Below are 17383 nucleotides of genomic sequence, written 5' to 3'. Positions count from 1 at the left end.
TTTCTTTCTTCCTAAATAGCAATTACAATCTCACCTGAATTTCACCTTCCGTCCCTTATTCTCCTACGAACTCACTAGAAGATTTTCCGTCTACTACTGCAATTTTGGAGATTAATATGTTGAAGAAAATTGTTATTTCCCTGGCACTGACTTTGTCTGTATTTTTTGGTTTTATTATTTGGATTAAGGGCCTAATTCCACCCCAAGATCAGGACTTTTCCACTACGACAGTAAGTGACCTGCCGTATTTACAACAATTACCCAGGGAAAGCCGAGGAAAAATCTTAGCTGTTGTCACCAGTACTGAAACGATGGGAGATAGTGGCAAGGCGACTGGTTATGAATTAACTGAACTGGCACGCCCCTATTACATCTTTTCAGCCAACGGATTTATTGTCGATATTGCCAGTCCCAAAGGCGGCAAACCGCCTGCGGTGATCGATAAAGATGATCTGGGGCCTTTCGACTATGCCTTTCTCAATGACCCGGAGGCACAACAAAAGGTCAACAACAGTATTCCTATCGATCAGGTATCAGCAGAGGATTACCAGGCCGTATTTTTTGTCGGCGGTAAAGGCACCATGTTCGATTTCCCCGACAATCCCCATATCCAGTCCCTGGTGCGGGAAATCTATAACAGCGGCAAAATTATCGGAGCGGTATGCCACGGGCCAGCAGCCCTTGCCAATGTCACCCTGGATAATGGCAAGCCCTTAATCGCCGATCGGCAGATCAGTGCTTTTACTAACGCAGAGGAGCTTTTTCTTATCCCTGACGCCGAGCAACGATTTCCATTCCTGCTTGAGGATCGCTTACGTGAGCAAGGCGCGTTTTTTCAGGCTGGGCCCACTTACCTGGAACAAGTCAGCGTGGATGGCCAGCTTATTACCGGGCAAAACCCCTGGTCCACCTGGCTGGCGGCTGAGAGTATGGTAAGCGCGATGGGCTATACCCCTGTTCCACGCCAAGTCACTCCAGCGGAGCAGACCGTCAAATTACTACTCACTTATGAGCAACACGGCTTTACCGAGGCCACGGAGAAATTGCATAAGCTTCAGGAGGAAGGGGAAATAGACAAGCGCCTACTGGCCATGCATGGCGTTGTCTCTGCAATGCGTTGGGAGCCGGGTAGGGCATTGGACATAATCAGACTGCTGTCCAAGAGCCAGGATTGATAGAGCCCCTCAAAAGCCAGCTAGCCAGCCTGATCCAGGGGCTGGCCATTTTCATCCACAAATAATACATCGCGGATACTGAGTTTCTGTCCCTGGACATTCTGCACAGCCACTTCGGAGATTGGTTCGCCACTGATTTTATCGACCAGATGCATCCCATCTTTATTGCCATTCCAACGCAGGTTCCACTGACGCAGGGCGATTACCACCGTAAACAGGTCACGGCCTTTTTCTGTTAAGCGATACTCGTAGCGAGTGCCGTGTTCGCCCGCATCAAAGCGCACTAACACCTCGTTTTCCACCAAACGGGATAACCGATCCACAAGGATATTCTTGGCGATTCCAAGGTTTCTCTGGAAATCCACAAAACGGCGGGTACCCAGCATCGCCTGCTTAATTATCAGCAGGGACCACCAGTCCCCCACCTCATTCAGAGCGCAAGCCAGGGAGCAATTGAGATCATCAAAACGTTTACGTGACATACCCCCAGTATACCGGTAAAAAGGTTGCAATACGAAACCAAATGTTGAACTCAACTTCAAAATAAGGTCTTATAACGCAACCATTTTAGTTGTGACCTAGTGGGACCAGTGAGTCCCAGTGTTGAATCGAGACATTCAGGAGAGAAATATGAGTGGTTCCCTGGACAACCTACTGCGTCCCTTCGAGCATAAATCCCTAAAGCTGCGCAACCGGGTTGCGATGGCTCCCATGACCCGCACTATGTCACCGGGCTATGCAGCCAATGATCAAGTGGCCGGCTATTACCGCCGCCGCGCCGAGGGCGAAGTGGGACTGATTATTACCGAAGGCACCTTCGTTAATCATAAAGCTGCAAACGGCTACGAGAATGTTCCGGCAATCTACGGTGAGGCCGCTCTCGCCGGCTGGAAAAAAGTGGTAGACGAAGTACACGCTGCCGGTGGCCAGATTATCCCGCAGTTATGGCACGTAGGCTCCGTGCGCAAAGAGGGCATAGGCCCGGATAAATCAGTGCCCGGCTACTCCCCCTCAGGCCTGTTCAAACCCGGCAAGCCCAATGGCCAGGCGATGAGCAAAGAGGACATCCAGGAAGTTGTACAAGCTTTTGCGGACGCGGCGAAAGCAGCCAAGGAAATCGGATTCGACGGCGTAGAGATCCACGGCGCCCACGGCTATCTGATCGACCAGTTTTTCTGGGAAGGTACCAACCAACGCGATGACGAGTACGGTGGCTCCATCGAAAATCGCACCCGCTTTGCAGTGGAAATTATCAAAGCGGTACGTGAAGCCGTGGGCGAAGATTTTGCCATAGTGCTGCGCTACTCCCAATGGAAGCAGCAGGATTACGAAGCCAAGTTGGCGCAAAACCCGGAAGAACTGAAACGCTTCCTGACACCGCTGGTTGAAGCCGGCGTTGATATTTTCCACGCCTCTACAAGACGCTTCTGGGTGCCAGAATTTGAGGGTTCTGATCTCAACCTGGCAGGCTGGACCAAGGAATTGACGGGAAAACCGGTAATTTCTGTCGGCAGTGTCGGCCTCGACGATGATTTTATCGGCGGCAATAACCAGGGCATGGGCGGCACTGCCAATCCTACCGATTTAGCCGAACTGACCCGCCGTATGGACAACCAGGAGTTCGACCTGATTGCCGTTGGCCGCGCGCTATTACAAGACCCACATTGGTTCGCCAAGGTGCGTGAAGATCGCGCGGAGGAAATCACTCCGTTCACCAAAGAAGCGCTAATGAGCCTAAGTTAATTATTCCTAACAAAAAAGCAGCCTCAAAGGGCTGCTTTTTTATCTGCATTTTTAAAAATTTATTGGAATCACGGCCAAATAAATTCTACCGGCCACAATTTTTGTGAAGCCTGGTCGTACTCATCCCACAACTGGCGGTATGTTTTCTGCTCGACCGGATGCAATACTTCTGGAGCAATTTCTGCCAAGGGCTGTAAAACAAAGGCATTTTTTACAATCTCACCTCTAGGCAATTTTACCCCATCGACAGTTCCCGTCAGGTGATCATAGGTGAGAATATCAATATCCAGGGTGCGCGCGCTGAACTTGGGACCGGAGCGCAGGCGGCCGTTGGCATCTTCAATACCGCGCAGACACAGGGCCAGCTGCCCTACCGGCAGGTCAGTCTGCAGCCCAACCACCAGGTTGTAAAAGTTATCACCCTGGAAACCTACCGCTTCACTTTCGAAGACCCGGGACACCTGTAATTCGCCAAACCGCCCGGTCAGGGCATCCAGCGCTGCGCGGATATATTGCGCGCGATTGATATTACTGCCGAGGCTGAGATACACCTGAGCCACGTTTACACTCCCGCAGACATCGCTGCTGCACCTTTTGCCGGCCTCTCGCCGCGCTCAATAATGACACCCACATCCCTGGACCCTCTGACCGCACCCGGCTTGGACAACCGCAGTCGCAGCCAGTTTACAGAAAACTCTTCCCTGACAATTGCCGCAGCCTGCTCTGCCATGGTCTCCACCAACAGAAACTCACTGCTTTCAATAAAAGCGATCAAGCGCTTGGCCACCGCTTTATAGTTAAGTGTGTACTCGATATTGTCTGTACGCGCCGCCTCACTAATATCGAAGGCCATCTCCAAATCGAGACTGACCGTCTGGCGCACTTCCCGCTCCCAATCGTAAATACCAATAATGGTATTCACCTTTAAATCCCGTATATAAACAATATCCATTTATCGGCTCTTTTCTTTTTAATGCCAGGCTATCCCTGGGATTTTTAAAGTTCGGTCTTGGGCAATTCTGTCATGGGCCAGCGCGGACGCACATCTACCGCAAGGCTCGTCTGCTCCCCTGCTTTTAAGCGCAAACTACCGGCGTAGGCGATCATGGCCCCGTTATCAGTGCAGAATTCATGGCGGGGATAGTAGACGCTGGCGTTATCCTTTCGCAGGCTCGTTTCCAAACGCTCACGCAATAATTTATTTGCGGAAACTCCACCGGCAATCACCAGGGTTTTATAGCCGGAAGCCTTAATAGCGCGACGGCATTTAATCACCAGGGTGTCCACTACCGCCTCCTGGAAAGCCGCAGCAATATCTGCGCAAGTCTGCTCGTCTGGTAAACCATCCTCGAGGGCGTGCTTGCGCACCGTCGTCAGGGTGAAGGTTTTAAGGCCTGAAAAACTGAAATCCAACCCCGGTCGATCAGTCATAGGACGCGGGAAGGTAAAGCGCCTGGCGTCTCCTTTCTCCGCCAGGGCAGCCAAACGCGGGCCACCGGGATAATCCAAATCGAGCATTTTGGCGGCCTTATCAAAGGCTTCGCCGGCGGCGTCATCCAGGGATTCACCCATCAGTTTGTAATCACCGAGCCCCCGCACCTCCACCAGCTGGGTGTGTCCGCCGGAAACCAGCAGGGCCACAAAAGGAAAGGCGGGCGGATTATCCTCCAGCATTGGGGCCAGTAGGTGGCCTTCCATATGGTGCACCGCCACCGCCGGGATATCCCAGCCATAGGCCAGAGCACGAGCCGCGCAGGCCCCGACCATCAGCGCTCCCACCAGACCGGGGCCTGCGGTATAGGCGATGCCATTGAGGTCTGAAGGGCTGGTCTCGGCCTTCTTCATTACCTGGCGAATCAGCGGCAAGAGCTTGCGCACATGATCACGGCTCGCCAGCTCGGGGACTACACCGCCATAATCGGCATGCAGGTCCACTTGACTGAACAGGGCATGGCTGAGCAAACCGGACTCAGAATCGTAAATAGCGACGCCAGTTTCATCGCAGGAAGTTTCTATACCAAGGACGCGCACTTGATCTCATTCTCGTGACTACTTCGAGGGGTGGTTATCATACTGGAAAATGGGGTTGCGATCCCGTATAGGAGTGTTTAGAATTTGCGCCCTCGCTGTGAACCGGCCACCGGATGCAACTGCGAGAGCATTGCCGGAATGGCCGAGAGAAACGAATTTTAACAGGTATCCTAATGCCCTCTGTACGAATCAAAGACAACGAACCTTTCGATATCGCCCTGCGCCGTTTCAAGCGCTCCTGTGAAAAAGCAGGCGTACTGTCTGAAGTACGTCGTCGCGAGTTCTACGAGAAGCCCACCGCTGTTCGTAAGCGCAAAGCTGCTGCCGCTGTAAAGCGTCACGCTAAAAAGCTTCAGCGCGAAAACCGCAAGTTCCAGCGTCTCTACTAAGAGCCGCAGGCTGCATAAGCCTGTCGCAGCGAGGCGGCCGGACGGGCTTAGCCCGTAGCGGAGCTATAAAGAACGGCGTGCGAGCCATACTCGCGCGCCGTTTTTCGTTTGGGCTAACGCATTTCCCCCGCCCAGCAGACAAGCTATCCTAAGCCCCTGATCCAAAATTCATTGCCAACAATCCCGGAACACTCATTATGAGCACTCTCAAGGAAACCCTGACCCAAGCCACTAAAGACGCAATGAAAGCGCGAGACAAAGAGCGCCTGGCCACCCTGCGCCTGATCAACGCCGAGATCAAACGCGTTGAAGTCGACGAGCGCATCGACCTGGATGACGCCCGTATCCTCGCCCTGCTGGACAAAATGACCAAGCAGCGCCGCGACTCCATTACCCAGTACGAGAAAGCTGGCCGGGCTGAACTGGCAGCAGTAGAGCAGGCTGAAATTGAAGTTATCCAGGAATTCCTGCCGAAGCAGCTGAGCGAAGCTGAGATTACCGATATCGTTGCCTCCGCCGTCAAAGACACCGGTGCCAACAGCATGGCGGATATGGGCAAAGTCATCGCCCAGGTTAAACCCCAGGTGCAGGGCCGTGCAGATATGGGCGCGGTGAGCAAACTGGTGAAGGCCCAACTGGCCTAAGCTGAGCGAATCCCCATGGCCGGCAAGATACCCCAGCACTTTATTGACGATCTGCTCGCAAGGGCAGATATCGTCGAGCTGGTGGACAGCCGGGTCAAGCTGCGTAAAACAGGCAAAAACTACTCTGCCTGCTGCCCCTTCCACGACGAGAAAACCCCATCATTTACCGTGAGTGCGGACAAGCAGTTTTATTACTGCTTCGGCTGCGGCGCCAATGGCAATGCCATCGGCTTCCTCATGGAGTACGACCGCCTGCCCTTCCCAGAAGCGGTGGAAAAACTCGCGGCCACCCGTGGACTGGAAGTTCCCAGGGAACAACTGGCACCGGGGCAAGAAAAGCGCCAGCGGGAGAGTCAATCTCTCTACCAGCTCACAGAGAAAGCCGCCGACTACTACCGTGAACAACTGCGCAACCACCCCGCCGCAGGCAATGCGGTGGCCTACTTGCGCAATCGCGGCCTCTCCGGTGAGATTGCCCGGGACTTTGGTATCGGCCTTGCGCCCCCAGGCTGGGACAACCTGCTCAATGCATTAGCCGATACCCCCGAGAAAGCGGATCAACTGGAACTGGCAGGCCTGGCCATTCGCCGCCAGGACAGTGATGGCAACACCAAGCCCAACGCGCGCCACCACTACGACCGCTTCCGCAGCCGTATTATTTTCCCGATCCGCGACCAGCGCGGGCGCGCCATCGCCTTTGGCGGGCGGGTACTGGGCGACGACAAACCCAAGTACCTGAACTCTCCGGAAACCCCAATTTTCCACAAGAGCCGCGAACTCTACGGCCTGTGGGAAGCGCGCCAGGCCAACCGCAATTTAGAGCGCCTGATTGTGGTTGAAGGCTATATGGATGTGGTGGCCCTGGCCCAGTTCGATATCCGCTGCGCGGTCGCCACCCTGGGCACCGCTTGTGGCGAAGACCACATTCAACTCGCCTTCCGCCACACCTCGGAACTGCTGTTTTGCTTTGACGGCGACCGCGCCGGCCGCGCTGCCGCCCGCCGCGCTCTGGAGTCGGCCCTGCCGCAGATGCAGGACGGGCGCAGCCTGCGCTTCCTGCTGCTGCCGGAAGGCGAGGACCCGGACACCCTGGTACGCCAACTGGGCGGTGAACGTTTCCAGCAGTTAATTAAGGAGCAGTCCCTACCGCTGGAAGATTTTCTCTTCGATCTACTGAGCGAAGATATCAACCTGCAGACCATGGACGGCCGCGCGCGCCTGTCCAAGCTCGCCGCTCCCCTGCTGGACCTGCTGCCCGATGGCGTCTACCGCCAGCTGATGTTCCAACAACTGGCCTCGCGCACCGGGCTCGATAAGGAAACCCTGCAAGAGGTTATCCGTACAGAAAAAGCTCGCACGCCGCAGCAGCCCCACCCGCAACCTATAGCTGCACCGGGAGAGCCACACCAAGCACCCTCCCCTCACGAAGAGCTGGAGCACCGCACACCGCCGGAACCCTGGCAGCGCGACAACAACTTCAGTGAAAGTGCAGCACCGAGTTACGACAGTCCGCGCCGCCAGAGCCAATATCTCCTGCCGCCAGAGCGTATGCTGATCGCCCTGCTGTTGCACCACCCGGAGCTGGCAGCACAAATTGAAAATCCACAGCAATTCCCCATTGAGGGCAATGCAGACCTGGCATTGTTTATCCAGCTGGTAGAGCTGTACAAAAGCCGCCCCCAATTAAATTTCTATCAATTGATCGGCCACTGGCGTGCACATCACAGCGCAGAATCTTGCGATACCCTGGCCAAGCTCGCTATTTCTCCACTGGTATCGGTCGCGCGGCAACTCGCCCAGGATGACAGCAACCTGGAATACGATCCGCACACCGAATTTAACGACTGTCTGCTGCGCCTGAAACAAGCTGCGGACAAACAGCGCAACCGCGATTTACTCGATCAACTCAGGAATAGCGCTCAGTTGAGCCCTGAAGAACAACTGGCTCTATTAGCCAATTGGCGAAAAAAGCAGAATTAATAAGCGCCAACCCCTTGAAAACTGCGGGCTCAGCACTATATTCACTCACCCCCGCCGGGCGGGATCGGGAACCCCAGCACCCTAAACATCGCACCTATGCCGTTACTTGACAGCTAGAGTGGTTATTGCTAGTGCAAATACGCTATAATCCCGCGTCTTTGTCCCGTATTTTCATTCCCAGAATTCAGGGTTGTGCATGACCGACAAAACCCAGCAACAGTCCCGCATTAAGGAACTGATCGCCCGCGGTAAAGAGCAGGGCTATCTGACCTATGCCGAGGTAAACGACCACCTACCGGAAGATATTTCCGATCCCGATCAGGTGGAAGACATTATTGGCATGATCAACGACATGGGCATCAAGGTGTTTGAAACCGCACCGGATGCCGAAGAGTTGTTGATGGCTGAAGGCGACAGCTCCGCTGATGAAATCGCCGCAGCCGAAGCTGCCGCTGCCCTGGCAGCCGTAGAGTCCGACGTAGGCCGAACCACCGATCCAGTACGCATGTATATGCGCGAAATGGGCACCGTAGAGCTGCTCACGCGCGAGGGCGAGATCGCCATTGCCAAGCGTATCGAAGAGGGCCTGCGCGAACTGATGGCCGCCCTGGCCTACTGGCCGGGTGCAGTGCAGCAGATTATCGATGAGTACGCTCTGATCGAAAAAGAAGAGCGCCGCATCCCCGATATTATCTCCGGTTGGCTCGACCCCGCCGACGAGGTTCCGCCCGGAGCCCAGGCCGGCCAAGCCGCCGCCGCTGCCAGCGCGCCGGAGTCATCAGATTCCGATGACGACGCCGAAGACGACGACAGCGATGACGACAGCAGCGACGAGGAAGAGGAAGCTACCGGCGGTATCGACCCCGAAGAACTCGCCGAGCGCATGAACGCGCTGATCGCCGCACAGAAAGTTGCCGACGAAGCCATCGCCGCCCACGGTCGCGATTCCAAAGAAGCTGGCCAGGCCCTCGAAGCCGTTGGCGATGTATTCCGCTTCTTTAAACTGGCTCCCCGCCAGTTCGACCCGCTGTACGGCGAAGTTCGCTACGTACTCGATAGCGTGCGCGAGCAAGAGCGCGTGGTTATGGCCATGTGTATCAAACGCGCCCGCATGCCGCGCAAGACCTTTATCAAGGAATTCCCCGGCAACGAGACCAATGATGATTGGATTCCCGCAATCATCAAGAAAAAGCGCGATTACTCCGATGCCCTGCGCCACGTCGTAGACGAAGTTGTTCGCGCCCAGCGCAAACTGGCTCAGTTCCAGGAGCGCGCTAAGCTGGACGTAGGCCAGATCAAAGAGATCAACCGCCGCATGTCCATTGGTGAGGCCCGCTCACGCCGCGCCAAGAAAGAGATGGTCGAAGCCAACCTGCGTCTGGTTATCTCTATCGCCAAGAAGTACACCAACCGCGGCCTGCAGTTCCTGGACCTGATCCAGGAGGGCAACATCGGCTTGATGAAGGCTGTGGATAAGTTCGAATACCGCCGCGGTTACAAGTTCTCCACTTATGCCACCTGGTGGATTCGCCAGGCCATTACCCGCTCTATTGCGGACCAGGCCCGCACCATCCGTATCCCGGTACATATGATTGAGACTATTAATAAGCTCAACCGTATCAGCCGCCAGATGCTGCAGGAAATGGGTCGCGAGCCCACTCCGGAAGAACTGGGCGAGCGCATGGAAATGCCGGAAGACAAGGTGCGCAAAGTCCTCAAGATCGCCAAAGAGCCGATCTCCATGGAGACGCCTATCGGCGACGACGAAGACTCCCACCTGGGTGACTTTATCGAGGATCAAAATCAATCCTCGCCGGTGGATACCGCCACTCAAACTGGCCTGCACGACGCCACCCGCTCCGTACTCTCCGGCCTCACCGCCCGAGAAGCCAAGGTACTGCGTATGCGTTTCGGTATTGATATGAATACCGACCACACTCTGGAAGAGGTGGGCAAACAGTTTGACGTAACCCGCGAGCGTATCCGTCAGATCGAAGCGAAAGCATTGCGCAAACTGCGACACCCCTCCAGGTCGGAGCATTTACGCAGCTTCCTCGACGAGTAAGCGCTAGACTAAAGCCCGGTTCAACCGGGCTTTTTTTTGTGACATAAAGATGACCTCCCCGCGCAGGCTTAGTGAAAGCAGGAGATAAGCATGCAAAAAGAAATGGCGAATAAGCAGGAAAAATCTGAAGAGATTGCCAACAAGCCCGGCAAGAAGGGGTTTGCTCGCCTCCTGGCTGCCACTAGCTACTCCAGTCAGGGGCTCGTCGCTGCGTGGCGCAATGAGGAAGCTTTTCGCCAGGAAGTAATTGCCGCCTGCCTAATGGTGCCTCTCGCACTCTGGGCCGGGGAGACACCTACTGAGCGCGCCATATTGATTGCAGCCGTGATGTTTGTCCTCCCAATCGAACTTATCAACAGCGCTATTGAGGCGACCGTGGACCGCATCGGCCCCGAGAAACACCCGCTGGCCAAGATTGCCAAAGACACAGGCTCCGCCGCCGTCGCCGTCGCCCTCTTCGCTGCATTCCTGGTTTGGTGCTGTATCCTCATCCCTAAACTGCCGATTTAAATACTTTAGTATGAGATTTTGACCTCAATTTCGCATAAACAAGACAGCTGTACCAATTACAACCTCTAATTAATACTATCGAGCCAATTAAGGTGTTTGGCAGCTTTCGCAAGGTGGACGTCTACTCGATAAAGATTCAGTTGTTGGCGAAAGCTTGAGCAACAGGGAAAGAAGATTTCTAGAATTTGCCCATATCAGCCTTGAGTGCTAACAAAGGCATTGATTTGCAAGGGAAAATCTTGTACTTTTCCCAACCGCTTGCAACGATCCTCGCAAGCAATGTGTGGGCCCTTAGCTCAGTTGGTTAGAGCATCCGACTCATAATCGGCAGGTCCTGGGTTCGAGTCCCGGAGGGCCCACCACTTTCCTCTTCTAAAACTCTAAATACTTTACAGTGTTTAAACAGGCTCTCCTTAACCGATAACCACTCTTCAATTAATTTGAAAAAATTACCCCTATTAACCCTGTAAAGATTTACGCCCCGTTCCATATAGGGACTTAGATACCTAGCCTTCTTTATTTTCATAAAAATTCGACTAATAGTTACCACAGCCACCCAGAAAGAAATAGAGCATAAGCTACCCTAGCACTTGCAAAACTAAAATATTCAGGCAACAATTCCGCTTAACTAAACACAATGGACTGTGACAAATGACTGAACTCTTGAAGTCTCGCTTAATCCGCTATATAGCCAAGCACTTAGATAGAGAACTAATTCTTTCTATAGATGACGCTATACGTACCGCGTATGCCAAAGCGAACGCCAGGGTCCAAGAAGACATCAAGAATACCAGTCAAACTCGCCCCCGCGCCCAACTGAGACGCTATTATATTGATGATGCTTTAGCTGGCGCGCTGGCGAAAGGAAAACCATCAGTACAGCAGACCGTTCCTCGTGGTGAGCACTATATCGTGATCTGCTCAGGAAATATTACTCTTAGCCACATCGAACTCCATGGAAATTCTCGGGCGAGGCGCGCCAAACACAGAGCACTTCTCACTAAAAAAAATGCAATTTTAGAACCTGTAACACTTGACCTGTTTAAAGAAGCTCCTCCTAAATTTGACGATGCTTTACACGTGGTTGCAGTAGTTTTACACCCCGCTCCAGAGGTTCAAAACCAGTCTGAGCCGGGCGAGATATTTATTACAGTGCCTTATACGGACTGGACTGGCTACCATTTAGAAATTCCAATTCAAAAACTACTTATGGAGTATGAAACAGAGACAGAACATGATCCAAGCCTAAAGGACGAGGCTTGGCCAACACTGAAAGACGACTTGCAAAGAGAAGAAAATACGTCAAAGAGAAATTAGGTAGCGTTATGAGAACCGGAGTCAGCGGATTCCAGCCTGAGAGATTACTCCAGGCTAGAGAATCATTAGGTATAACAAGGGTCGCACTAGCGACCCTTGTTGGTGTTTCCCCTGCAACCATCTCAAATTGGGAAAAGGGTAGTCAGTTACCGGAAGAAGATAAGCTTCGTGCACTAGGAGAAGCTGTAAAGTTTTCAATGAGTTGGTTTTTAACAGACTCACCCAAGCACGGTGGCGCTCCCTATTTTTTTAGATCACTCTCATCATCAACGAAAACTGCAAGGGAGATGGCAAAAGTTCGATTAAATTGGGTGGCAGAAATGGCCAACATATTAGGTCAATGGGTAAACTGGCCTAAAGTAAATGTCCCCACCATATCGGAAGAAGCATTCCTAAAAATTACAGATTCTGAAATTGAAATGCTAGCTGCTGAGTGTAGAAAAACTTGGAAGCTAGGTATGGGGCCTATCTCTGACGTTGTTCTTACCTTAGAGAATGCTGGGGTAATATTTGCGCGTGACGAAATAGGCCACTTAAAAATGGATGGGGTTTCTCACTGGAGCCAAATAGACGATAGGCCTTATGTTTTTGTGACAGCAGATAAGGCAAACGGAATTAGAAGTAGGTTTGATGCAGCCCATGAACTAGGTCATTTAGTGCTTCATAGGAATATAGATGAATCTATGTTAAAACAACACTATAAAGAAATTGAGCGACAAGCTGACCTTTTTGCAGGTTGTTTTTTGTTACCAGCAGAATCTTTTTCTTTAGAGGTAAGTTGGCCAACATTAGAAACTTTACTATCTCTAAAACCTCGCTGGAAAGTATCAGTAGCTGCAATGATTATGAGATGCTACCAACTAAAAATAATAGATGAAGACCAAAAACTGAGATTATTTAAGGGGCGATCAGCAAGAGGGTGGACGAAAGGTGAGCCCTATGACGACCAATTTGCGTTTGAAAAACCTAGGTTACTGAATAGAGCAGCCAGAATGCTTGTAACAAAAGGTATTCTGAATCAGTCTGAACTTTCTCACAAGCTTGGCCTTTCAGAGTATTTAATAGAGTCATTGTGTGGATTGCCTTCTAACTTTTTTTCCTCTCAACCAATTGAAAATAATTTAGTAGAGTTAAAAGAGACGCTAAAAGAACGTACCGGCAATCAAAAAACAAATAACACTGGGAGTATTCTAAAATTCCCAGCAAACAAGATAAGATAAGCCTGCATATTATAAAAATGGTTGAGTGTAGGTAAGGCCCTCACTCGACCGAGTGGCACTGAAGAATTCTCACTTCTCCTTTAGCATCAGAAAATGGAATTTTTTCAGGAACCCCAGAATTTTTCAGATATAAATACAAAATATGCTCGCTTGTTGAAAATGTCGAAAAAAAATACGCGCCAATACAAATAAAAAACCGTAGATTACGGTCCTCATCCCCTGAAATATCACAAGCACTTTTTAGAGCCTCAATCAAGACCGCCAAGATCACACACCTAAAAGCTCTCATCAATATCAGTCAAACAACAAAGAAAACTAGTGCCAGAGGTGTCACGAAGTCTGAACCCTTAAATTATGCTTCAATAGAAATCAGTAATATATTAATACTCTGAGAAGGATATTAGCTTAAAAGATCGAAATAATTATTGATGATTACAATTTTATCCAACTCAGTTAGATGCCCTTACTCTAAATAATGTCAGATTCACCTACCTGAAACGACCTTTCCTTTAGACGTAGAAGGGCTATCCCTCAATTAATCTAGAAATTCCTCAGTTTATCAAAAGTGCCAAAGTTGATTTATTCTCTAGTGAACTAAGAAACCAATAAAAGGAAGGAAAACTATGAAGGCATTGACGCTAAAAACACCAGGCGGGCTAGAAAATATTTCGGTTAGCGACATCGCTGACCCGGGAGCACCCGGCCCAGGCCAAATCCGTGTTGCAATTAAAGCCTCCTCTCTCAACTTCCACGATCTTTTGGTCGCCAATGGCAGTATTCCCTCAGAAGACGGCCGCATTCTGATGTCTGATGGCGGTGGTATCGTGGATGCAGTTGGTGAGGGAGTTACCGATTTTCAGGTCGGCGATTCTGTTGTGTCATGCTTTTTCCCACAGTGGCCAGCAGGTACGCCTATGGCTTCCGTGGGTAATTTTGCCAATACGCCTGGTGACGGTATCGATGGGATGGCCGCTGAGTTTGTTGTGCGCGATCAGAGCGCTTTTACCCTTGCCCCAAAAGGCTGGAACCACGCTCAGGCGGCAACCATTACTACCGCGGGCCTTACTGCTTGGCGGGCATTGGTAGTAGACGGCAAGGTAAAACCTGGCGACACAATATTGACTCTAGGAACTGGCGGAGTATCTATTACGGTAATTCAGATTGCCAAAATACTGGGGGCCAAAGTTATTGTTACTTCTTCTTCCGATGAAAAACTGGAGCGCGCCAAAAAATTAGGCGCCGATCATGGCGTCAACTATCGCACCCATACACAGTGGTCAAAAAAGGTTATGGAGCTGACGGAAGGCAAAGGTGCGGACCATATTATTGAGCTCGGTGGCCCCGGTACACTAGAGCAATCGATCCATTCAGTCAGAGTTGGCGGCCATATTTCATTGATTGGTGTTTTGACGGGCCGCTCGGGAGAAGTGCCCACAGCACTGTTGATGGCCAAGCAGGCCCGGTTACAGGGCTTGATCGTTGGAAGCCGTAGGGATCAACGGGAATATGTCACCGCATTGGAAGCCAGCCAGATACAGCCAGTGATTGATAAGTCTTACCCTATGGAGGAACTGGCTGCGGCATTTGAGTACCAGGCCAGCGGGTCGCACTTTGGCAAGATCTGCGTCGAGTGGTAATGGAATAGCTCTCAATCTCGCCGCACTCTTAAAGCTAAGACACTTGTGAGAGCGCGGCTTAACGATTCCTACTGAAATATGAGGGGGACACACCAAATTGGCCATAAAAAGCCCGGCGAAAGCTATCATAGCTTGCGAACCCCACCTGCCGAGCTACCTGAACAAGGCTTGCTGATTCACAGGTGATTAAATCCCGCGCCCGGTTTAAACGGAGTTGGTTTAGATAATGTCCGGGGGTGCTATTAAGATGTTGCTTGAACAAGCGAGTTAACTGGCGATCGCTAACAGAAATACGCTCCGCCATATCGGAAACGCTGATTGATTTCTGGTAATTCTCCGACAGCCACTCCAATAGAGGATTGAGCCTCATACTGTCACTGGATTGCACTTTAAGCAGATCAGAGTACTGGGACTGCCCTCCCCTGCGTTGCAGATAAACCACCAGGTCTTTAGCCACACTGGCTGCAATAGTATTACCATAATCCTGGCGAATCACTTCCAGGGCCAAGTCGACTCCAGATAGAATTCCCGCTGAAGACCACAGTTTTCCGCTTTCAATAAACAAAGGGTCCTGCTCAACCTGATAATTGACTGCTTGCTCGGCAAGCTGCCGGCAATGCCGCCAGTGAGTGGTAATACGGTGCTTTTGTTCCGGAAATATATCTGCTAGTAAGAATGCACCTGTACAGATACTCAAGACACGCTCTGCTTTGTCTGCAATTGCACGCAGCGCATTTACCTGCTTAGGACTTAAGCGCAGCTGCCGCATCCCAGTACCGCCAGTAATGACCAGGTAATCAATTTCCCTATCCTGGTAAATATCAAAATCCACTGATAGGGCTTGGCCGTACGCGGTTTTAACTGATGCATTGGTTAAACCTATCAAACGACTTGTATAGGCCTCACTAACGAAACTATTAGTCTCCATAAAGGCATCCAAGGGCCCAAAAAGGTCTAACGCCTGGAATCCATCAGCAACAAAAAAACCTATCTTCTTGGTCATAGCATCTCCTCCACACAGGGAATTGTACTCCAGTGGGTACGTCTGCTATGACACACTTACGACATAAAACGACATTGGTGCTTCACCTGAACTAGCTCAACATAGAACTATCTCCATGAAACTGAACCACCCAATCTCATAAGGCTGACAGAAAATTAGCTAGTCAGTCCAAATCCCACAGCAATTAAAACTCTCACATTCAGCTGCTCAATATTTGTAAGCTTCTTATTGTCTAAACTGTTCGTACCAAATTGTTCAGCTCTTATCCTAAGTAGGAAATTTTACTCAACAGCAAATAATCATTGATAAAATACTCATGGCGCAACTGAACCAACCATGATGCCGGTCAAGTAAAAAAAATTAATTTAGAGTTAACCTTCAGTTTTATTCACCAAACAAACTGCAGTTGTATTTTGCACCTACACCAAGTTTCCACTCTATAAAAAAATTATTACTCCAAAAGTACCAATACCTAAAGCACAAGAAATACAGTAAGGATGTATTAAATGGCGTTACAGAAGCCCCCCGGACAAAAAAGAAAATCAGTGGTACGTACAGTATGTATTTTAGTTTTCCTTATTCTGACTTACTTTCTGTCAAACTATTACTCTCGTGCCAACAATGAATCATTAAGTTGGGTCGAAAATCATCAAGCTCTAGATGCTGAAGTAGTAGCGTTAAGAGAGGAGGAAGAAGAGTACCGGGGCCGCAAAGGTAAAAAGCGCTATCGTACAAATTACTATATTGACTACCAGTTTAACTATGAAGATGAGGACTTTGAATCCTCCGCAGAGGTTTCAAAAGTAATTTATAGTCAATATGAACAAGGTCAACCTATCGAAGTATGGTTTCCAGAGGGCGACATCTACGGGCATGTATTAGCGCAAAATGCTCAAAGAGATGTCGAAAATAACACACCTGTAGGAAACCTGATTCAAGCAGCACCTATCACTATAGGTATCTGCCTCGTCTTATATTGGATTTTAAGCTTCTTGTTTGTAAGGGAGTCAAAAAAAGCACTACCCGAGGGCTTTTATACTGAGACGTCCTGGCTTGATATCGATGATAACTACCTCGTCGCCTTAGAAGGAGATGAACTCGTCTATTTTGATATCCCGAAAAAACAGGCTTCAACTGCTCAATCCGCCTATCAAGCGGGGAAATCCCCTGAAGAAATATATCATTTGTGTAAACCTGATACCGCAGCACGAATCCCTCTCAATGAAATAAGTTCACTTAGCAGTGACCATAATTCAGATGTAATAACTATCAAGCACGGGGATAAGACCCATTCTGTTGAGTTCTTAAATCAAACAGTAAAAGCGCACGCATTAGAACGTATCGAGAAACAACTACCTGAGACAATGGATTATCAGTATATTCAGCGGTCTCGTTTGCAAGCCACTCTACCGTCACTTGTGATAGCAATACTGTTAATAGGCCTTATCTACTGGCTTGACTCATTTATTTTCCGTGCGATAGTTGGTTTTATTGGGCTAACCTCTGTGGCCCCGAACCTTTTGTCCAAATTAATTAGTCCGACAGAGACACGCCTCTGGGAGAAAGTCGAAGAAACCTCTGTAGAGCACGCATAGTGCAGAAGATGGCCAGCTTCGGCTGGCCGCTTTAATAGAGCTATCTGTTGCTCATAATCAAGCTCAGCTATACT

16 protein-coding genes and 1 tRNA gene are annotated in these 17383 nt (G+C 50.5%); 12 read left to right on the top strand and 5 right to left on the bottom strand.

The features are described 5' to 3' along the window. Positions 1 to 116: 116 nt before the first annotated feature. Complete coding sequence (locus ACJJIM_RS22525) at positions 117 to 1175, top strand: type 1 glutamine amidotransferase domain-containing protein (protein WP_444912037.1); 1059 nt, start codon at positions 117 to 119, stop codon at positions 1173 to 1175. A gap of 20 nt (positions 1176 to 1195) precedes the next feature. Here the strand turns inward: ACJJIM_RS22525 and ACJJIM_RS22520 are convergent, their stop codons facing one another. Continuing rightward, the gene (locus ACJJIM_RS22520) at positions 1196 to 1657 is read right to left on the bottom strand and encodes a winged helix-turn-helix transcriptional regulator (protein ID WP_444912036.1); all 462 of its coding nucleotides are present in this window, start codon (positions 1655 to 1657) and stop codon (positions 1196 to 1198) included. 148 nt (positions 1658 to 1805) lie between these two features. Between ACJJIM_RS22520 and ACJJIM_RS22515 the strand changes: the two genes are divergently transcribed. Continuing rightward, positions 1806 to 2918, top strand: coding sequence for an NADH:flavin oxidoreductase (locus tag ACJJIM_RS22515; protein WP_444912035.1), 1113 nt, complete (start codon positions 1806 to 1808; stop codon positions 2916 to 2918). Between the two features lie 68 nt (positions 2919 to 2986). On the opposite strand, the gene folK is transcribed toward ACJJIM_RS22515, so the two are convergent. Genes folK through tsaD form a run of 3 tightly spaced genes read right to left on the bottom strand, consistent with a single transcriptional unit; the run spans position 2987 to position 4949 of the window. Then, positions 2987 to 3478: a 2-amino-4-hydroxy-6-hydroxymethyldihydropteridine diphosphokinase gene (gene folK, locus ACJJIM_RS22510; RefSeq protein ID WP_444912034.1), complete on the bottom strand. Its 492-nt coding sequence runs from the start codon at positions 3476 to 3478 to the stop codon at positions 2987 to 2989. 2 nt (positions 3479 to 3480) lie between these two features. Next, complete coding sequence (gene folB, locus ACJJIM_RS22505) at positions 3481 to 3870, bottom strand: dihydroneopterin aldolase (RefSeq protein WP_444912033.1); 390 nt, start codon at positions 3868 to 3870, stop codon at positions 3481 to 3483. Positions 3871 to 3914: 44 nt separating this feature from the next. Further along, complete coding sequence (tsaD, locus tag ACJJIM_RS22500; protein ID WP_444912032.1) at positions 3915 to 4949, bottom strand: tRNA (adenosine(37)-N6)-threonylcarbamoyltransferase complex transferase subunit TsaD; 1035 nt, start codon at positions 4947 to 4949, stop codon at positions 3915 to 3917. Between the two features lie 173 nt (positions 4950 to 5122). On the opposite strand from tsaD, the gene rpsU reads away from it, so the two are divergent. The 9 genes from rpsU (at position 5123) to ACJJIM_RS22455 (ending at position 14711) form a co-directional block, all read left to right on the top strand. Further along, positions 5123 to 5338: a 30S ribosomal protein S21 gene (gene rpsU / locus ACJJIM_RS22495; protein WP_020411530.1), complete on the top strand. Its 216-nt coding sequence runs from the start codon at positions 5123 to 5125 to the stop codon at positions 5336 to 5338. Positions 5339 to 5535: 197 nt separating this feature from the next. Further along, the gene (locus tag ACJJIM_RS22490) at positions 5536 to 5982 is read left to right on the top strand and encodes a GatB/YqeY domain-containing protein (protein WP_108731584.1); all 447 of its coding nucleotides are present in this window, start codon (positions 5536 to 5538) and stop codon (positions 5980 to 5982) included. 15 nt (positions 5983 to 5997) lie between these two features. Beyond that, positions 5998 to 7962: a DNA primase gene (gene dnaG / locus ACJJIM_RS22485; RefSeq protein ID WP_444912031.1), complete on the top strand. Its 1965-nt coding sequence runs from the start codon at positions 5998 to 6000 to the stop codon at positions 7960 to 7962. 196 nt (positions 7963 to 8158) lie between these two features. Then, positions 8159 to 10027, top strand: a complete 1869-nt coding sequence (gene rpoD, locus ACJJIM_RS22480) for an RNA polymerase sigma factor RpoD (protein ID WP_444912030.1) — start codon at positions 8159 to 8161, stop codon at positions 10025 to 10027. Positions 10028 to 10117: 90 nt separating this feature from the next. After that, the gene (locus tag ACJJIM_RS22475) at positions 10118 to 10537 is read left to right on the top strand and encodes a diacylglycerol kinase (RefSeq protein WP_444912029.1); all 420 of its coding nucleotides are present in this window, start codon (positions 10118 to 10120) and stop codon (positions 10535 to 10537) included. Between the two features lie 285 nt (positions 10538 to 10822). After that, a tRNA-Ile gene (locus ACJJIM_RS22470) sits at positions 10823 to 10899 on the top strand. A 289-nt stretch (positions 10900 to 11188) separates the two neighbouring features. Further along, complete coding sequence (locus ACJJIM_RS22465; protein WP_444912028.1) at positions 11189 to 11854, top strand: hypothetical protein; 666 nt, start codon at positions 11189 to 11191, stop codon at positions 11852 to 11854. Further along, entirely contained in the window at positions 11797 to 13074 is a 1278-nt protein-coding gene (locus tag ACJJIM_RS22460) for a helix-turn-helix domain-containing protein (RefSeq protein ID WP_444912027.1), read from the top strand. The genes ACJJIM_RS22465 and ACJJIM_RS22460 overlap by 58 nt, the downstream gene beginning before the upstream one ends. A gap of 623 nt (positions 13075 to 13697) precedes the next feature. Then, a complete protein-coding gene (locus ACJJIM_RS22455) occupies positions 13698 to 14711 on the top strand; it encodes a zinc-dependent alcohol dehydrogenase family protein (RefSeq protein WP_444912026.1) in 1014 nt (337 codons plus the stop codon). A gap of 58 nt (positions 14712 to 14769) precedes the next feature. Here the strand turns inward: ACJJIM_RS22455 and ACJJIM_RS22450 are convergent, their stop codons facing one another. Further along, positions 14770 to 15714: a GlxA family transcriptional regulator gene (locus ACJJIM_RS22450; RefSeq protein ID WP_444912025.1), complete on the bottom strand. Its 945-nt coding sequence runs from the start codon at positions 15712 to 15714 to the stop codon at positions 14770 to 14772. 506 nt (positions 15715 to 16220) lie between these two features. Between ACJJIM_RS22450 and ACJJIM_RS22445 the strand changes: the two genes are divergently transcribed. Next, positions 16221 to 17309 (top strand): hypothetical protein, encoded by a 1089-nt coding sequence (locus tag ACJJIM_RS22445; protein ID WP_444912024.1) that lies wholly within the window; start codon positions 16221 to 16223, stop codon positions 17307 to 17309. Positions 17310 to 17383 lie beyond the last annotated feature (74 nt).

Source organism: Microbulbifer maximicatervae (SeqCode), from assembly GCF_052467615.1.
The sequence above is the reverse complement of the archived record's forward strand: the minus strand, read 5'-3'. Positions and strand labels throughout refer to the sequence as shown.